The 16,568-nt window shown below is 59.2% G+C and carries 13 protein-coding genes and 1 pseudogene; 10 read left to right on the top strand and 4 right to left on the bottom strand.

The window, feature by feature from the left end:
• Positions 1-77: 77 nt before the first annotated feature.
• Positions 78-2,708, top strand: coding sequence for a DNA topoisomerase III (locus CAter10_RS19720; protein WP_061534767.1), 2,631 nt, complete (start codon positions 78-80; stop codon positions 2,706-2,708).
• 204 nt (positions 2,709-2,912) lie between these two features.
• The gene (locus tag CAter10_RS19715; protein WP_061534766.1) at positions 2,913-4,097 is read left to right on the top strand and encodes a pyridoxal phosphate-dependent aminotransferase; all 1,185 of its coding nucleotides are present in this window, start codon (positions 2,913-2,915) and stop codon (positions 4,095-4,097) included.
• A 5-nt stretch (positions 4,098-4,102) separates the two neighbouring features.
• On the opposite strand, the gene CAter10_RS19710 is transcribed toward CAter10_RS19715, so the two are convergent.
• Entirely contained in the window at positions 4,103-5,230 is a 1,128-nt protein-coding gene (locus CAter10_RS19710; RefSeq protein ID WP_061534765.1) for a nucleoside hydrolase, read from the bottom strand.
• Positions 5,227-5,367 carry a hypothetical protein gene (locus CAter10_RS22945; protein WP_156477173.1) on the bottom strand — a complete coding sequence of 47 codons (141 nt, stop codon included), beginning with the start codon at positions 5,365-5,367 and terminating at the stop codon, positions 5,227-5,229. Before CAter10_RS22945 ends, CAter10_RS19710 begins: the two co-directional genes overlap by 4 nt.
• A 226-nt stretch (positions 5,368-5,593) precedes the next feature.
• On the opposite strand from CAter10_RS22945, the gene CAter10_RS19705 reads away from it, so the two are divergent.
• The 7 genes from CAter10_RS19705 to CAter10_RS19675 all read left to right on the top strand — a co-directional run bounded on the left by CAter10_RS19705 (position 5,594) and on the right by CAter10_RS19675 (position 12,131).
• On the top strand, positions 5,594-6,550 hold the full coding sequence (locus CAter10_RS19705; RefSeq protein WP_061534764.1) for a sugar ABC transporter substrate-binding protein: 957 nt from the start codon (positions 5,594-5,596) through the stop codon (positions 6,548-6,550).
• 193 nt (positions 6,551-6,743) lie between these two features.
• Positions 6,744-8,351 carry a sugar ABC transporter ATP-binding protein gene (locus tag CAter10_RS19700; protein ID WP_197467149.1) on the top strand — a complete coding sequence of 536 codons (1,608 nt, stop codon included), beginning with the start codon at positions 6,744-6,746 and terminating at the stop codon, positions 8,349-8,351.
• 37 nt (positions 8,352-8,388) lie between these two features.
• Positions 8,389-9,378 (top strand): ABC transporter permease, encoded by a 990-nt coding sequence (locus CAter10_RS19695; protein WP_061535474.1) that lies wholly within the window; start codon positions 8,389-8,391, stop codon positions 9,376-9,378.
• A 115-nt stretch (positions 9,379-9,493) separates the two neighbouring features.
• Complete coding sequence (locus CAter10_RS19690; RefSeq protein ID WP_061534763.1) at positions 9,494-10,486, top strand: LacI family DNA-binding transcriptional regulator; 993 nt, start codon at positions 9,494-9,496, stop codon at positions 10,484-10,486.
• 40 nt (positions 10,487-10,526) lie between these two features.
• Positions 10,527-11,441, top strand: coding sequence for a ribokinase (gene rbsK, locus CAter10_RS19685; RefSeq protein WP_061534762.1), 915 nt, complete (start codon positions 10,527-10,529; stop codon positions 11,439-11,441).
• A gap of 1 nt (position 11,442) precedes the next feature.
• A complete protein-coding gene (gene rbsD / locus CAter10_RS19680; RefSeq protein WP_061534761.1) occupies positions 11,443-11,835 on the top strand; it encodes a D-ribose pyranase in 393 nt (130 codons plus the stop codon).
• A gap of 53 nt (positions 11,836-11,888) precedes the next feature.
• Positions 11,889-12,131, top strand: a complete 243-nt coding sequence (locus CAter10_RS19675; protein ID WP_061534760.1) for a DUF3717 domain-containing protein — start codon at positions 11,889-11,891, stop codon at positions 12,129-12,131.
• On the opposite strand, the gene CAter10_RS19670 is transcribed toward CAter10_RS19675, so the two are convergent.
• Both CAter10_RS19670 and CAter10_RS19665 read right to left on the bottom strand, forming a co-directional pair.
• The gene (locus CAter10_RS19670) at positions 12,120-13,640 is read right to left on the bottom strand and encodes a B12-binding domain-containing radical SAM protein (RefSeq protein ID WP_061534759.1); all 1,521 of its coding nucleotides are present in this window, start codon (positions 13,638-13,640) and stop codon (positions 12,120-12,122) included. The genes CAter10_RS19675 and CAter10_RS19670 overlap by 12 nt on opposite strands.
• Before the next feature lie 55 nt (positions 13,641-13,695).
• Positions 13,696-15,323 (bottom strand): annotated as a pseudogene (locus CAter10_RS19665) (ABC transporter permease).
• Positions 15,324-15,451: 128 nt separating this feature from the next.
• On the opposite strand from CAter10_RS19665, the gene CAter10_RS19660 reads away from it, so the two are divergent.
• Positions 15,452-16,525 carry an ABC transporter ATP-binding protein gene (locus CAter10_RS19660; protein WP_061534758.1) on the top strand — a complete coding sequence of 358 codons (1,074 nt, stop codon included), beginning with the start codon at positions 15,452-15,454 and terminating at the stop codon, positions 16,523-16,525.
• Positions 16,526-16,568: the final 43 nt, after the last annotated feature.

Genomic DNA, 16,568 nt, shown 5'->3' with positions numbered 1-16,568 from the left:
CCTTGAGCACGATTAACCCATTGCGAGCAAAAGCAAAATAATGCGCTGAAATAATGCGCCACTTTCGAGACAACACTATGAGCAAGACCCTCATCATTGCTGAGAAACCTTCTGTCGCGAACGATATCGCGAAGACGCTCGGCGGCTTCACCAAGCACGATGAGTACTTTGAATCCGACGAATACGTCCTGTCCTCCGCGGTCGGCCATCTGCTGGAAATCGCGGTTCCTGAAGAATATGATGTCAAGCGCGGCAAATGGACCTTCACTCATCTGCCGATGATTCCGCCGCATTTTGCACTCAATCCGATTGCCAAGACCGAGTCGCGGCTCAAGGTGCTCAACAAGCTGATCAAGCGCAAGGATGTTACCGCCCTGATCAACGCATGTGACGCCGGGCGCGAAGGCGAGCTGATTTTCCGCCTGATCGCGCAATATACGAAAGCCAAGCAGCCGGTCAAGCGCCTGTGGTTGCAATCGATGACGCCAGGCGCGATTCGCGATGGCTTCACACATTTGCGCGAAGACAAGGACATGCTGCCGCTGGCCGATGCCGCCCGCTGTCGCAGCGAAGCGGACTGGCTGATCGGCATCAACGGCACGCGCGCAATGACCGCCTTCAATTCGAAAGAAGGCGGTTTCTATTTGACCACCGTCGGCCGCGTGCAGACGCCGACCCTGTCCATCGTGGTCGAGCGCGAAGAGAAGATCAAGAAATTCGTGCCGCGCGATTTCTGGGAAGTGCGGGCCGAGTTTGTCTGCGCCGCCGGTATCTATGAAGGCCGCTGGCTCGACGCTGCGCACAAGAAAGATGAAAACGATCCGGAAAAGCGCGCTGAGCGTCTGTGGAGCAAGGCTGCAGCCGAATCGATCGTGGCTGCCTGCCGCGGCAAGATGGGTTCTGTGCGTGAAGAGTCGAAGCCGACTACCTCGATGGCGCCGGCCCTGTTCGACTTGACCAGCCTGCAGCGCGAAGCCAACTCGCGCTTCGGTTTCTCGGCCAAGAATACGCTCGGCCTGGCGCAGGCGCTGTACGAAAAGCACAAAGTGCTGACTTATCCGCGTACCGATTCGCGCCATCTGCCGGAAGATTACCTGAACACCGTTAAGCAAACGCTGGAAACGGTCTCCGAGAACAACAATTACCAGCAGTTCGCAGCGCAGATCCTGAACAAGGGCTGGGTCAAGCCGAACAAACGCATCTTCGACAACACCAAGATCAGCGATCACTTTGCGATCATTCCGACTACGCAGGCGCCGAAGAATCTGTCGGAACCTGAACAGAAGTTGTACGACCTGGTGACACGCCGTTTCATGGCGGTGTTTTTCCCGGCTGCCGAGTTCCAGGTCACTACCCGTTACACCGAAGTGTCCGGCCATCAGTTCAAGACTGAAGGCAAGGTCATGACAAATCCGGGTTGGCTGGCGATCTACGGCAAGGAAGCTGCGGATGAGAAAGACCCGGAAAACAGCGGCACGCTGGTTGCGGTAGCCAAGGATGAGAAGGTCAAGACCGACAAGATTACCGCCAACGGCCTGGTCACCAAACCGCCCGCGCGTTACACGGAAGCGACCTTGCTGTCGGCCATGGAAGGCGCCGGCAAGTTGCTGGACGATGGCGAGTTGCGCGAAGCGATGGCCGGCAAGGGCCTCGGTACGCCGGCGACGCGCGCTGCCATCATCGAAGGTTTGCTGAACGAAAAATACCTGCTGCGCGAAGGCCGGGAAATGATGCCGACCGCCAAGGCGTTCCAGCTGATGACGCTGCTGCACGGCCTCGGCGTCGATGAGTTGACCGAACCGGAGTTGACCGGCGAATGGGAACACAAGCTGTCGCAGATCGAACGCGGTACCATCAGCCGTGAAGAGTTCATGCGCGAAATCGCGCAACTGACCCAGATCATCGTCAAGCGCGCGAAGGAATACGATAACGACACCATCCCGGGCGACTACGCGACGCTGTTGGCGCCGTGTCCGAATTGCGGCGGCGTGGTCAAGGAAAACTATCGTCGCTTCGCTTGCACCAAGTGCGAATTCTCGATGAGCAAGACGCCAGGTAGCCGCCAGTTTGAAATTCCTGAAGTCGAGGAATTGCTTACCAAGCGCACCATTGGTCCGTTGCAAGGTTTCCGCTCCAAGATGGGCCGGCCGTTTGCCGCGATCCTGAAAATCAGCCGCGATGAAGAGATCAAGAACTTCAAGCTGGAATTTGATTTCGGCCAGAACGATGGTGAAGGCGAAGATGGCGAGGGTGTCGATTTCACTGGACAGACTGCGCTCGGACCATGTCCGAAATGTGCCAGCGGCGTGTATGAAATGGGCTTGGCTTATGTCTGCGAAAAAGCTGTCGCCAAGCCAAAGACCTGCGATTTCCGTAGCGGCCGTATCATCCTGCAGCAGGAAATCCTGCCGGAGCAGATGGTCAAGCTGCTAAACGACGGCAAGACCGATTTGCTGCCGGGATTCATTTCGCAACGCACGCGTCGCCCATTCAAGGCGTTCCTGGTCAAGGGCAAGGATGGCAAGGTGAGCTTTGAGTTTGAAGAACGCAAGGCAAAGGCGCCTGCCAAAGGCAAGGCCAAGGCCGCAGCTGTCGCGGACGAAGCTGGCGAGGCAAGCGCGGTGGTAGCGAAGAAACCGGCGGCCAAGAAGACGGTGGCGAAGAAGGCTGCACCCAAGCGTGTGGTTGCCAAGCGCAAAGCCGCATAAGCGTTGCGCCGCAGGAAATGAAAGCCGCTCGATGAGCGGCTTTTTTATTGTCGACAGGCCGTACCTGCGATTGGCTCGGTGACGGCGCCGGTCCACCTTGCGTCGTGCTTTCGGCTACACTTTCCGTCAAGTCTGTTGATAAGCAACGTTGCCGGCGCTTCTGGCGCAGGTCATGATTATTGAATCCGTGAATAGGAAAGCGCCATGCCTTTGGATCATCCCGCAGTCGCCCGCAACGTGGTTCGTCAATTGGAAGCATCGCGGATCCGCGAAGTCGCCAATGTTGGAATGGGGCGCGACGACGTGCTGCCGTTCTGGTTCGGTGAGCCGGATCAGGTGACGCCTGCTTTCATCCGCGATGCGGCCAAGGCGGCGCTGGATGATGGCGATACGTTCTACACGCACAACTATGGCATTCCGCCATTACGGGCGGCGATTGCCGCCTACCTATCGACGCTGCACCGGCCGATTGATGCGAGCCGCGTCGCGGTGACTTCTTCCGGCGTGTCGGCATTGATGGTGTTGTCGCAGTTGATCATCAATCCCGGCGACCGGGTAGTGGCTGTGACGCCGTTGTGGCCGAACGTTGCCGAAATCCCGAAAATTCTCGGAGCCGAAGTAGTGCGGGTGGCGCTGCAATTTGGCGAGACCTGGGAGCTCGACCTGCAGCAGTTGCTGGATGCACTCACGCCGGATACGCGCGCCGTGCTGCTGAACTCGCCGAATAACCCGACTGGTTGGGTCATGCCGCGCGAACAGCAGGAAGCGGTGCTTGCGCATTGCCGCCGGCATGGCATCTGGATCGTTGCTGACGACGTCTATGAGCGGTTGGTGTACAGCGAGCAGCCAAGCTCGGAGCGGCAGGCCTGTGCACCTTCCTTCCTCGATATCGCCGACGCCGATGACCGTGTGATTTCATCGAACAGCTTTTCCAAATCCTGGCTGATGACCGGCTGGCGGCTGGGTTGGCTGGTGGCGCCGCCGGAACTGATGACCGACATCGGCAAGCTGATCGAATACAACACCTCATGCGCGCCGGGTTTCGTGCAGCGCGCCGGGATTGTGGCGATTGAGCGTGGCGATGAAATCATCGGTAATACTGTCACCCGCTATCGCGCCGCGCGGGACTTCCTGTACCAGCGTCTGAATGCATTGCCGGGAATTACCGCGCCGCGGCCGAAGGGTGCGATGTATCTGTTCTTCCGTGTCGATGGCGTCAGCGACAGTCTGGTGCTGTGCAAGCAACTGGTGCGCGACGCCGGGCTGGGCCTGGCACCGGGCAATGCATTTGGCACTGAAGGCGAAGGTTATGTGCGCTGGTGCTTTGCCAGCTCACTGGAGCGTCTGGAGGATGGCGTACAACGGCTGGAGCGCTTTCTCGCGGTTTGATATGGCTAGCCGGACAGCTTGACCGGCACCGGCCGCGTCAGCAGGTCGACATAGAGATTGAAAAAGCGAGCGTTGTCGAAACGTTTGACGACCCGCATTTTCTTCAGTCCGAGGTGGGTCGGAGGCGTTTTCAGGTAGGCAATGGAACGACCGTCGTCGGGACCGAACGCGATGTCGACATCGACCCATTCATCGACGGTTTCGGTTGCAAAACGCGGATCGAGCAGATAGGCGATGGTCAGGCTGTCCATGACGTGCGCCGTGAAGTTGCGATCGGTTTCAAAGCCGGAATTGTGGTGGAAGCCGTAGCCCTCCAGCTGCGCGAACAATTGGGTCACGGCGGTATGCTTGTTGGGATCGTGGGCAATCCTGTCGTAAATCTTCTTATCCATGACCACCGTATTGGCTGCGTCCAGCGGGATCACCACTTGTGGAATCGGCTGATGCAGCACGATTTGCGCGGCCTCCGGATCGAACCACCAGTTGAATTCGGCGTGTGCGGTAGCATTGCCGGCGACCTTGAATGCGCCGCCCAGGTAAATAATCTGTTTGATCAACGGTACGATCTCTGGATGCTGGAGCACGGCCAGCGCGATATTGGTGAGCGGGCCGACGGCCAGGATGGTCACCTGATGCGGGTTCTGCTTGACCGAGTCGACGATGAAGTCGACAGCGCTCTTGCGCCGCAGCGTGGTGTGCTGCGCGAAGCCGTCCGGCGGAGCTTTCAAGTCGCTGGCGAACATGGGTTCGGGCGTTTCCCATGCGCCCAGTTGTGCATGTGGTTCCGGGAATTTTGCCAGTTCGCTGCGCACCGTCTCCAGGTCATGGGTGAGCGGCGTGTTGGCGCCGCTGTAGACGCCAATTTGCGCGCCGACACCGAGGCGCTCCATCGATTTCAGCGCATCGGCGCTTCCTTGCTGCAGCCACTGGCGACCCGATACCACGGTGATGCCGAGTACATCGACTGCACCTTGTGCATGTAATTGAGCGGCCATCGCGCCCAGTTGGCCATCGTCGTCTATGGTGTTGTAATCACTATCGATGATGATTTTTGCATGACTGGCCGAAGAGAGGCCGCCGTGGCAGCCTGCCAGGCATAGTGCACATGCAAGAAAAGCCAGTAATTTCTTCATTTGCGCATTTCCCTTGCAATCAAGGGGGATTCTCTTGCCTGGTTGTTAATGTTGTCAGTTTTATGTTTTGAAGCCAAGCTGTAGCCGTAGCAGGGAAGCGCCGTCAAAATATTGACGGCAATGTGCCCGTCGCGCATGTATCTGTCTCCGGGCGGTAGCCGATTTTCCCTTTGGCGTGCTACATGATCGCCCTTGTCACTATGCCAAGCAACAAAAAAAACGACATTTTTGAATCTTTTTTTTTGCCGGATCTGATGCTATCATCAAAACGCGCAAACGTTTGCGCGTTCCAAATACCGGCATGCCGATCCGACGGACATGTCGTTGCACAACGCGTTTAATAACAATTTCAGGAGACTTTTGATGAATACCCGTATCCGCCTCAAGCTGATTGCCGCCACCGTTCTCGTCTGCGCATTGCCTTCGTTGCCGGCGTTGGCCCAGACTGCACCGAAACCGAAGGTTGCTCTGGTCATGAAGTCGCTCGCCAATGAATTCTTCCTGACCATGGAAAACGGCGCCAAGGCGCACCAGAAGGCGCACGCCGCCCAGTACGACTTGATCGCCAATGGCATCAAGGACGAGCAGGACACATCGAACCAGATCAAGATCGTCGAACAGATGATCGTTTCCAAGGTCAACGGCCTGGTGATCGCGCCCGCCGATTCGAAGGCGCTGGTGCCGGTCATCAAGAAGGCGATCGACGCTGGCATCATCGTGGTCAATATCGACAACAAGCTGGATGAAGCCGCGCTCAAGGAAAAGGGCATCGTAGTGCCGTTCGTTGGCCCGGATAATCGCAAGGGCGCGAAGCTGGTCGGCGACTACCTGGCCAAGCAGATCAAGAGCGGCGACAAGGTTGCCATCATCGAAGGCGTTTCCACCACCATCAATGCGCAGCAACGCACGCTGGGCTTCCAGGATGCAATGAAGACAGCAGGCGCCAATGTGGTGTCAGTGCAATCCGGTCAATGGGAAATCGATCCTGGCAACAAGGTTGCTGCAGCGATGTTGAATGCGCATCCTGACATCAAGGCATTGTTGGCCGGTAACGACAACATGGCTCTTGGTGCAGTGGCAGCGGTCAAGGCAGCAGGCAAGACCGGCAAGGTGCTGGTGGTAGGCTATGACAACATCAACGCCATCAAGCCAATGCTGCAAGATGGCCGTGTGTTGGCGACTGCTGACCAGTTCGCTTCGCAGCAAGCGGTATTCGGCATCGAAACGGTATTGAAGGCAATCGCTGACAAGAAGCCGCAGAACAGCCTGGGCGGCACGGTTGAAACCAAGGTTGAACTGGTGACCAAAGACACCAAGTAAGACACTCTGCCGGAACGGGGGGCGTACGGGCTGCTGCAATGCGGCCGGTTTCCCCCGTGTCCGCGCATCAGGCGTAACGTGTAAGTTATACAGAAAATAATTGCGGAACGAAGCGCAAGCGCCGTCAAAGCGCGCAGTGCTGCCCGTCCCTCAATTCAGATACAAAACCACGATCCACGTTGGTGGAGGCTGAATGTCCAATGAATTCAACGCGGCGCACGAGTCCGACATGCGCGCCGCAGCACCTGCAGTTCCCTTATTGAGTTTGACCGGAGTCGGCAAGACCTATGTCGAACCGGTCTTGAGCGATGTCTCGATCAGCATCAGTGCCGGACAGATCTTGGCCTTGACCGGTGAAAACGGCGCCGGCAAGAGCACGCTCTCGAAAATCGTCTGCGGCCTGGTGCAGGCAACCACCGGCAGCATGCTGCTCGATGGCCAAGCCTATCAACCGGCGTCGCGCAAGGAAGCCGAGCAGCTTGGCATCCGCATGGTGATGCAGGAACTGAACCTGATCCCGACCCTGAGCATCGCTGAAAACCTGTTCCTGAATCAGTTGCCGCAACGCTTCGGCTGGATCGACAAGCCCAAGCTTGCGGCCGCTGCACGCGTCCAGATGGCGGCGGTGGGGCTGACCGATATCGATCCCTGGACGCCGGTCGGCGAACTTGGCGTTGGCCACCAGCAGATGGTGGAAATTGCGCGCAACCTGATCGGCAGCTGTCGTTTGCTGGTGCTGGACGAACCGACTGCGATGCTGACCAACCGCGAGGTTGAGCTGCTGTTCGCTCAGATTGCGCGGCTGCAGTCGGAAGGCGTGGCGATCATCTATATTTCGCATCGGCTGGAAGAGTTGAAGCGTGTGGCGGACCGCATCGCTGTGCTGCGTGACGGCCAGCTGGTGTGTGACGATGCCATCGGCGGCTATAACACTGAGGCGCTGGTGCAACTGATGGTTGGGCGTGCCGCGGAATCCGAGCTGGATCTGGGGCATCGCAACATCGGCGCGCCATTGCTGCGGGTACGCAATCTCGGACGCGGCGCCGTGGTGGCACCTGCTTCCTTTGATTTGCGCGCCGGCGAAATCCTCGGTATCGCTGGATTGATCGGATCGGGGCGCACGGAATTGTTGCGTCTGATTTTTGGCGCCGACCGTGCCGATCAGGGTGAAGTGTTCATTGGCGATCAAACCAAGGCAGCGAATATTTCGTCGCCGAAAAATGCGATTGCCTCCGGTATCGCCATGATTACCGAAGACCGCAAGAGCCAGGGACTGCTGTTGCCGCAATCGATTGGCGTCAACGCCACGTTAGCCAAGCTGTCGTCGGTCAGCAAATTCGGCGTGCTCGACCAGCAGGCCGAAGTCGCGGTGGCCGACGATTACATCAAGCGCCTGCGGATTCGTTCGCGCGATGGCACACAGGCGGCTGGCGAGCTATCCGGTGGTAACCAGCAGAAGGTGGTGATCGCCCGCTGGCTGTATCGCGATTGTCCGATCATGCTGTTCGACGAGCCGACCCGCGGCATCGACATCGGCGCCAAGTTCGATATCTACAAGCTGCTGGCCGAGCTATCGCGGCAAGGCAAGGGCCTGCTGATCGTTTCCAGCGACCTGCGTGAGCTGATGCTGATCTGCGATCGCATCACGGTGATGAGCGCGGGCAAGCTGGTCGACACTTTCGAACGCGGCCAATGGAGCCAGGAAACGATCCTGGCGGCGGCGTTCAGCGGTTACGTCAATGGAAACGGTGGTGGCAACGGCGATACAGCAACAGATCCGGCAAGCGCGCAGGCTGCCTGAGCCGAGCACCGACAATGCACTCAACATACACAAGATCATGACAACACTTTCCAGTTCTTCTTCCCGTTCTTCTTCTCTCACGCGCAGCATGTCAGGCCTGAAGAACTACTTGGGCCTGATCGGCGCGCTGCTGGCGATGTGCGTGCTGTTTTCCTTCCTGAGCGAAAATTTCCTGACGCTTGCCACGTTTACCACCTTGTCTAACGATATCCCGACGCTGGTGGTGATGGCGGTCGGCATGACCTTCGTGCTGATCATCGGTGGAATCGATCTCTCGGTCGGCTCGGTGATGGCGCTGGCGGCGTCGGTGCTGTCGATGGCGATGGTGCGCTGGGGTTGGCCACTGTTCGGCGCGGGTGTGCTGGCCGTGCTGGTGGCCAGCTTGTGCGGCATGGTGACCGGCGTGATTTCGGTCGGCTGGCGGATTCCTTCGTTCATCGTCTCGCTGGGCGTGCTGGAAATGGCGCGCGGCCTGGCGTACCAGGTGACCAATTCGCGTACCGAATACATCGGTAGCGCGGTCGACGGCATCAGTTCGCCGATCCTGCTCGGCATGTCGCCGGCTTTCTTGTCGGCGATCCTGATCGTCATCATCGGCCACCTGGTATTGACCAAGACCGTGCTGGGGCGTCACTGGATCGGCATTGGCACCAATGAAGAAGCGGTGCGCCTGGCCGGTATCAATCCGCGTCCGAGCAAAGTGCTGGTATTTGCGTTGATGGGTTTGCTGGCCGGCGTCGGCGCGCTGTTCCAGGTGTCACGATTGGAAGCCGCCGATCCGAACGGCGGCGTTGGCATGGAACTGCAGGTGATCGCAGCGGTTGTAATCGGCGGCACCAGCTTGATGGGCGGACGCGGTTCGGTGATCAGTACCTTTATCGGCGTCTTGATCATCTCGGTGCTGGAAGCCGGACTGGCGCAGGTCGGCGTCAGCGAACCGATGAAACGCATCGTTACCGGACTAGTGATTGTGGCGGCAGTGGTGCTGGATACCTATCGTCGCCGTGGTGAACGCACGACAGGTTAATGCGAGGCCGGAATCTGGGTTCCCGCGCAAAATATTGTAGCGATTTATTGTGGTTATTCAAGGCCCGGGCAATTATGTTCACCCTGCGAATGCATTCGAACACTGAGCAAACACTATGGCAACCATCAAGGATGTAGCGCGCAAGGCGGGGGTCTCGTACACCACGGTTTCGCACGTCCTCAACCAGACTCGCCCGGTCAGCGACGATGCCCGGACCCGCGTGCTGGCGGCGGTAGAGGCGCTGGCCTACATGCCGAGCGCGCTGGCGCGTTCGCTGAAGAGCAAGGCCACCGGCAGTATCGGCCTGATCATTCCAAACAACACCAACCCGTATTTTTCAGAAGTTGCGCGCGGTATCGAAGATAGCTGCTATGCGGCCGGCTACAGCGTCATTCTGTGCAATTCCGACGATGATCCGGCCAAACAGCGCGATTACCTGAACATGCTGCTGACCAAACGCTGCGACGGCCTGATTGTGGCGACGCTGGCGCAGACCGACGGCGAATTGCTGCGCAAGATGAAAGTGCCGACCGTGCTGCTGGACCGGGCGCCGAAGGAGTTGGGAATTGATCTGGTAGCGGTCGATAATGTCGCTGGCGGCGCGTTGGCGGCGGCGCATTTGCTGGAATTGGGACGGCGCCGGATTGCCTGCATTGGCGGCCCGGCGGATATCGATATTTCGCGTGAACGGATTGCTGGCCTGCGCCAGACATTGCTCGATGGCGGGGTCGCGCTATCAGATGATTTATTGGTGTATGCGGATTTCACCAGTGCCGGCGGTTACCTTGCGGCGCGCAGCTTGCTGGCCATGAAGCAGTTGCCGGATGCGATTTTCTGTTGCAACGACCTGATGGCGATTGGCGCCCTGCGGGCGGCGGCGGAACGCGGCATGGCGGTGCCGGAGCAGCTGGCAGTGGTCGGCTTCGACGATATCGATCTGGCACAATTTGTCCATCCGACGCTGACCAGTGTCGCCCAGAACACGCGCAAGCTGGGGCAACTGACAGCGCAATGCCTGCTGGAGCGGATCGCCGCGCCGGAGCGGCCATTGCAGCGGCAGACGATTGCACCCGAATTACATGTCCGCGACTCGACCGTCAGGTCCTGACAGCGATACACTTTAGCTCACTTATCTTTACAAGACTCACATGATCGTCATCATCGGCAGTATCAACATGGACCTGGTATTACGCGTGCCGCGCATGCCGCATCCCGGCGAAACCTTGTCCGGCGGCCAGTTCCGGACCATTCCGGGCGGCAAGGGCGCCAACCAGGCAGTCGCTTGCGCGCGTCTCAGCGCCGACAGCGTCAAGGTGGCGATGATCGCTTGTCTCGGCGACGACGCCTTTGGCGCCGAGCTGCGCGCTGCGTTGCGCAGCGACGGCATCGACGACACTCATGTCAGCACGATTAAAGGCGTGGCGTCTGGCGTAGCGTCGATCCTGGTCGATGCCGGTGGTCAGAACAGCATTGTGCTGGCGGCAGGCGCCAACGATGCACTGAGCCCGGCGCATATCGATGCTGCACGCGCGCTGATTGAGCAGTCGCGGATCGTAGTGCTGCAACTGGAAACGCCGTTGCCGACCATCCGCCATGCAATCAAACTGGCGCACGAGTTGGGCAAAGTGGTCGTGCTCAATCCCGCTCCGGCACAGGCTCTGCCAAGCGATTTGCTGGCGCAGGTGCAGTATCTGATTCCAAATGAAATTGAAGCGGCGATGCTGGCCGGTTTGCCTGAAGCCAGTCTCGACAGTGATGCGGCGATCGATGCCGCCATCGCGACATTGCGCGCCAGCGGTTCCGACAAGGTGCTGGTGACGCTGGGGGCAAAAGGCGTTTATGCGGCGTTGTCCAGCGGCTCCGTGCATTTTGCTGCACAGCCGACCAAGGCCATCGATACTACCGCCGCCGGTGATACCTTCATCGGCGGTTTTGTGGCGGCGCTGGCCGAAGGGCGCAGCGAAGCCGATGCCATCGCTTTCGCTCAACGCGCTGCCGCGTTGAGCGTGGCGCGCATCGGTGCGCAAACCTCGATTCCTTATCGTCACGAACTGGAAGCTTGAGATGAAGAAAAGCCCGTTATTGAATATCGCACTGTCGCAACTGATCGCATCGCTGGGTCATGGCGAGAGCGTCGTGATCGGCGATGCCGGCTTGCCGGTCCCGCCCGGCGTGCCGTTGATCGACCTGGCCCTGACTCGCGGTGTGCCCGGTTTCATGGCGACCCTGCAAACGATCCTGAGCGAAATGCAGGTCGAGCATCATGTGTTGGCCGATGAATTGCCTTTGCACAGTCCGCAACTGGCGCAACAGATTGACGCGCTCGGTCTGCCGGACAAGCGCACCTTGTCGCACGCCGATTTCAAACGCATGACGCATAGCGCCAAAGCGGTGATCCGCACCGGCGAGTTCACGCCCTACGCCAACATCATCCTGGTTGCCGGCGTAGTGTTTTGATAATATTTGTGCGGTATTTCTGACAATCTGCTACCGGCAGGTACAATAAACGCATGGATATATCATTGCCCGAACTGGAACAAGCCATCAATTACTGGCGCCTGCAACGGCCTGCGGTAGGGGAAGAGTGCGCGTTGTCGCCCGAAGTCAACGCGCTTGCCGATGTGTATGCGCTGATGATCATCAATCGCAGCAGCAGTGTTGCGCTGGCGTCGATGGGCAGTGTTGCCCAGCAGTTGATTGCCGCGTGGCGCCAGCACATGTTCGATCTCGCCAGCGCCAGATCAGTGAGCTAAATGGCGCGCTTGCCGTTTGGGCGCCGCCATGCCCTCGGTTTCCTGCTTAACTACCAATTGCTGCACATCTGCCTGCTTGGCAGGTTTGCCCGCATAGTCCGTGCTGAGCACGGCGTTCACTTCTTTTTCCGTCATCCCCTGCAAGCGTAGCCATTGTCCGACCAGTCCTGCCAGCCGGTCCAGTGCAATCCGGTGGGTGGCGTCGGTCTTGCCGTATAGCCAATCGGAGAACGCCATGAAATTGGCGAACGGCGTCTCACCCAGCAAGATCGGCAGCGTATGTGCAAAACGTCCTGAATTGGCAACCAGATCCCAATAGCGCGAGAAACGCTGCAGGCGCTGCATGGTTGGGAAATCGATCAGGTTGGTCGCCAGGATGGTGTACGGCGGATGCGGATCAAAGATCAGGCCGAACGGTTCGGTATGGCGGATGATCGGCGTGCCGCGCAGGCGCTTGAGGATGCCGAACTGGATTTCATGCGGCTGCAGCGCCACCAGCTTATCGAAGCCGCGGGCGAAACTGTCGACATCTTCACCCGGCAAGCCGGCAATCAGGTCGACGTGCAAATGCGCGTGCGACTGCTGCATCAGCCAGCGGATGTTTTCCGCCGCTTTCTCGTTGTTTTGCTTGCGGCTGACCAGCGCCTGTACTTCCGGATTGAAGCTCTGGATGCCGATTTCGAATTGCAGCGCGCCCGGCGGGAATTGCGTGATCGCATCCTTCAGCGCGTCCGGCAAATGATCCGGCACCAGCTCGAAGTGGGCGAACACTGGATCGTCCGGATTTGCCGCCAGCTTGTCGAGGAAAAACTGCAGGATCTTCAGGCTGGTCTTGACGTTCAGGTTGAAGGTGCGGTCGACGAACTTGAACAGCCGCGCGCCGCGTGCATGCAGCGATTCCATCTCGGCCAGGAAGTCGTCGAGCGCGAACGGCCACGCGGTCTTGTCCAGCGCCGACAAACAGAATTCGCATTTGAACGGACAGCCGCGCGAGGCTTCCACATATAGCGTGCGATGCGCGATGTCGTGGTCGCTGTACAGGCTGTACGGCAAGGCGATATCGGCCATCGGCGGCTGCACGCCGACATGCACTTTCATCAGTGGCTTCGGTCCATGCAGGATCTGCTTGCACAACTGCGGCAAGGTCACATCGCCCCAGCCGGTGACCAGGTAATCGGCCAGCTGGACAATCTGCTGTTCAGCCGATTCGTAGGATACCTCCGGTCCACCCAGCACGATTACGATATCGGGAGCGACCCGCTTCAGCATCGCCACCACCTTGGTGGTTTCCTCGATATTCCAGATGTAGACGCCGAAACCGACAATGGTCGTGCCTGTGCTGGCCTTGTGCGCCAGCAGCTTCTCGACGATATCGGTAGTCTTGGCGCCGATCACGAACTCATGTAGCTGGGTGGCATCGCGCAACTCGCCCATGTTGGCCTGCAGGTAACGCAGCCCGAGGGAAGCATGGGAATAGCGTGCGTTGAGCGTGGACAGCAGGATGGTCATAATTGGCTAACGGAAAGATTGGCGGCAGAAACTGCAGGATGCGCCATTTTACGCTTCAGCGCCGGCCCAGGGCCTTTGTCACCAACAATACCGGGATCAGCCCCACCGCGACGATGGTCAGTGCCGGCAGCGCGGCTTCGCCGAGCCTTTCGTCGCGCGCCAGGTTGTGCGCGATGACGGCCAGCGTATCGGTGTTGAATGGACGCAGCAGTAGCGTGGCCGGCAACTCCTTGACGACATCGACGAACACCATCAGGAATGCCGTCGCCATCGAGCGCCACAGCAGCGGCGCGTGGAGGATACGGGCGATGCGCCAGCCGCTGCTGCCGAGCGTGCGCGCCGCCTCATCCAGTGTCGTCGGAATGCGGGCGTAGCCGGCTTCGATCGATTGCACTGCGACTGCGCTGAAACGCACCAGATAGGCATACAGGATGCCAAACGAGGTAGCTGTGACCAGGATGCCGATCTGGTTGCGTGGCGCGATCACCTGCAGCCACGCCAGCGGCAGCAGGATGCCGACTGCAATCACCGAGCCTGGCACCGCGTAACCCATCGACGCCATGCGCGTGACTAGTCGCAATAGCCATAGTTTCAGCGGCGGCAGGGTGCTTGCGCGTTGTACGTAGCTGAGCGCCAGCGCGACGGCTACCGCAAGAATGGCGGCGATGGCGCCGAAGCGGAAGCTGTTCCAGGCCCAGCCGGCGTAGCGCAGCAGGTCGAAACCGGCGTTCATGTAGGGATCGATTTCCTGATGCAGGAATTCGCGCCACATCAGCCGCAGCAGGATCAGTACCGGCAGCACGAAGCCGAGCAGAATCGGCAGTGCACACACCAGCCATGCCAGCAACTGGCGGCTGCCGTGCAATGGCGCCAATCGGGTTTCCGGTGCATCGCTATGTTGCCCGCGCACGCTGGAAAAGCGCAGCCGTTGCTGGCCTTGCGTTCGACCCACAACAGCAGCGCGACGATACCGAGCAATACCGATGCCAGTTGTGCCGCGGCAATGCGGTCATCCATGACCAGCCAGGCTTTATAGATACCGGTGGTAAACGTGCTCAGGCCGAAGTAGGCGCCGACACCGTAGTCGGCCAAGGTTTCCATCAATGCCAGCGCGGCGCCGGCCATCAGCGCCGGCCTTGCCAACGGTAGCGCCACGCGACGGATGCGTGCCGCCAACGGCGTCCCAAGCAGGCGTGCAGCTTCCATCAGATGTGCGCCGCGTTCGTTCAAGGCATTACGCGCCAGCAGGTAGGTGTATGGATAGAGCGTGAAAATGAACAGGAAAATCGCGCCGGGCAAACTACGTATTTCCGGCAGCCGCAAGTCCGGGATCAACTGGCGCAAACCACTTTGTAGCAGGCCGCTATATTGCAGGAAATCGGTATACGCGTAGGCGGAGACGTAGGCTGGCATCGCCATTGGCAACAGCAGTGCCCACTGGAAAAAGTGTCGCCCACGAAACTCGAACAGGCTGACCGTGACAGCCGTCGCCGCGCCAACGATCACCACGCCGATCGTCACCGCCACTGCCAGCCAGGCCGACGTCGCCAGGTACCCTGGCAGCACAGTGTGCATCTGCTGCGTCAGCACGTTGATCGTTTGTGCATCCAGATGCACCCAGGCGCCGACGATGCCGAGGAGGGGAAGGGCGATCAACAGGGCGATTAAACCGATTAGTGGCATGTAGCGAGCAAAGGAGTGTTGGGGGATTAAATGGGAGTACGGTAAACTAGGCTCTCTTCGACATGAGCCGCTAGTATGCGTTCATGCCGAGCAACCGAATTGTAACCAGCTTCCAGCATCGATCTTCCATGTTTCTCACCCTCGATCAAGTCAGTGTCCGTTACCCGACCGCAGCAGCGCCAGCGGTCAACGCCGTGTCGCTGCAACTGGCCGCTGGGCAGTTGGGCGTGCTGATCGGTCCCTCGGGCAGCGGTAAAACCTCCTTGTTGCGTGCGATTGCCGGCCTTGAGCAGGCGCAGAGTGGACAGATTGTGCTCGATCACACATTGCTCGATGGGCCTGGCACCCGGGTCGCTGCCGAGCAACGCCGGATCGGCATGGTGTTCCAGGATTTTGCGTTGTTCCCACATTTGGACATTGCGGCGAATATCGGCTTCGGCTTGCACGGCATGGGCAAGCAGCAACGTATGCGGCGGGTTGATGAGATGCTGGCGCTGGTAGGGCTGGAAGGTTCGCAGGAAAAATATCCGCATCAATTGTCGGGCGGCCAGCAGCAACGGGTGGCGCTGGCGCGGGCCTTGGCGCCGGAGCCGCGGCTGCTGTTGCTGGATGAGCCGTTTTCCAGCCTGGATGTCGAACTGCGCGAACGACTTGCGCATGACGTGCGTCAGATCCTGACGCAGGCGCGCATCACCGCGCTGATGGTGACCCACGATCAAATGGAAGCGTTCGCTGTCGGCGATGTGGTCGGTGTGATGCAGGCCGGGCAGTTGGAGCAATGGGCGAGGCCCTACGATTTGTATCACCGGCCGGCGACGCGGTTTGTCGCTGATTTCATCGGCCATGGCGTCATGTTGGCGGGGCGCTTGGTTCAGAGCGATGGACGGCTGACGGTATCGACCGCGCTGGGTGAACTGCAGGATGTCAGCGCAGCTGCCTTGCCGGAGATCCGGACCGATAGCGACGCCGGTCGGCAATTCGATGTACTGTTGCGTTCGGATGATATCGTGCATGACGATGCGTCGCCGTTCAAGGCGAGGATCGTGCGCAAGTCTTTCCGTGGTGCGGAATTCCTGTACACATTGCAACTGGCGAGCGGGCAGGAGCTGCTGGCTTTGGTGCCGTCTCATCACGATCATGCGATTGACGAATGGATCGGCATCAAGCTGGACGTTAATCACGTGGTGACATTTCCGTTGTAAATTGAACGACTTTTTTGGTAAATCATCATGGCAAAGTATGTTG

Origin of the sequence: Collimonas arenae (genome assembly GCF_001584165.1) — a bacterium.
GTDB classification, from domain to species: domain Bacteria; phylum Pseudomonadota; class Gammaproteobacteria; order Burkholderiales; family Burkholderiaceae_D; genus Collimonas; species Collimonas arenae.
Note: the sequence above shows the minus strand (reverse complement) of the source record. Positions and strands in the feature narration are given on the sequence as shown.

Coding starts and splice junctions, on each gene's coding strand:
- CAter10_RS19720 (WP_061534767.1), top strand. CDS start 78: ATGAGCAAGACCCTCATCATTGCTGAGAAACCTTCTGTCGCGAACGAT.
- CAter10_RS19715 (WP_061534766.1), top strand. CDS start 2,913: ATGCCTTTGGATCATCCCGCAGTCGCCCGCAACGTGGTTCGTCAATTG.
- CAter10_RS19710 (WP_061534765.1), bottom strand. CDS start 5,230: ATGAAGAAATTACTGGCTTTTCTTGCATGTGCACTATGCCTGGCAGGC.
- CAter10_RS22945 (WP_156477173.1), bottom strand. CDS start 5,367: ATGCGCGACGGGCACATTGCCGTCAATATTTTGACGGCGCTTCCCTGC.
- CAter10_RS19705 (WP_061534764.1), top strand. CDS start 5,594: ATGAATACCCGTATCCGCCTCAAGCTGATTGCCGCCACCGTTCTCGTC.
- CAter10_RS19700 (WP_197467149.1), top strand. CDS start 6,744: ATGTCCAATGAATTCAACGCGGCGCACGAGTCCGACATGCGCGCCGCA.
- CAter10_RS19695 (WP_061535474.1), top strand. CDS start 8,389: ATGACAACACTTTCCAGTTCTTCTTCCCGTTCTTCTTCTCTCACGCGC.
- CAter10_RS19690 (WP_061534763.1), top strand. CDS start 9,494: ATGGCAACCATCAAGGATGTAGCGCGCAAGGCGGGGGTCTCGTACACC.
- rbsK (WP_061534762.1), top strand. CDS start 10,527: ATGATCGTCATCATCGGCAGTATCAACATGGACCTGGTATTACGCGTG.
- rbsD (WP_061534761.1), top strand. CDS start 11,443: ATGAAGAAAAGCCCGTTATTGAATATCGCACTGTCGCAACTGATCGCA.
- CAter10_RS19675 (WP_061534760.1), top strand. CDS start 11,889: ATGGATATATCATTGCCCGAACTGGAACAAGCCATCAATTACTGGCGC.
- CAter10_RS19670 (WP_061534759.1), bottom strand. CDS start 13,640: ATGACCATCCTGCTGTCCACGCTCAACGCACGCTATTCCCATGCTTCC.
- CAter10_RS19660 (WP_061534758.1), top strand. CDS start 15,452: ATGTTTCTCACCCTCGATCAAGTCAGTGTCCGTTACCCGACCGCAGCA.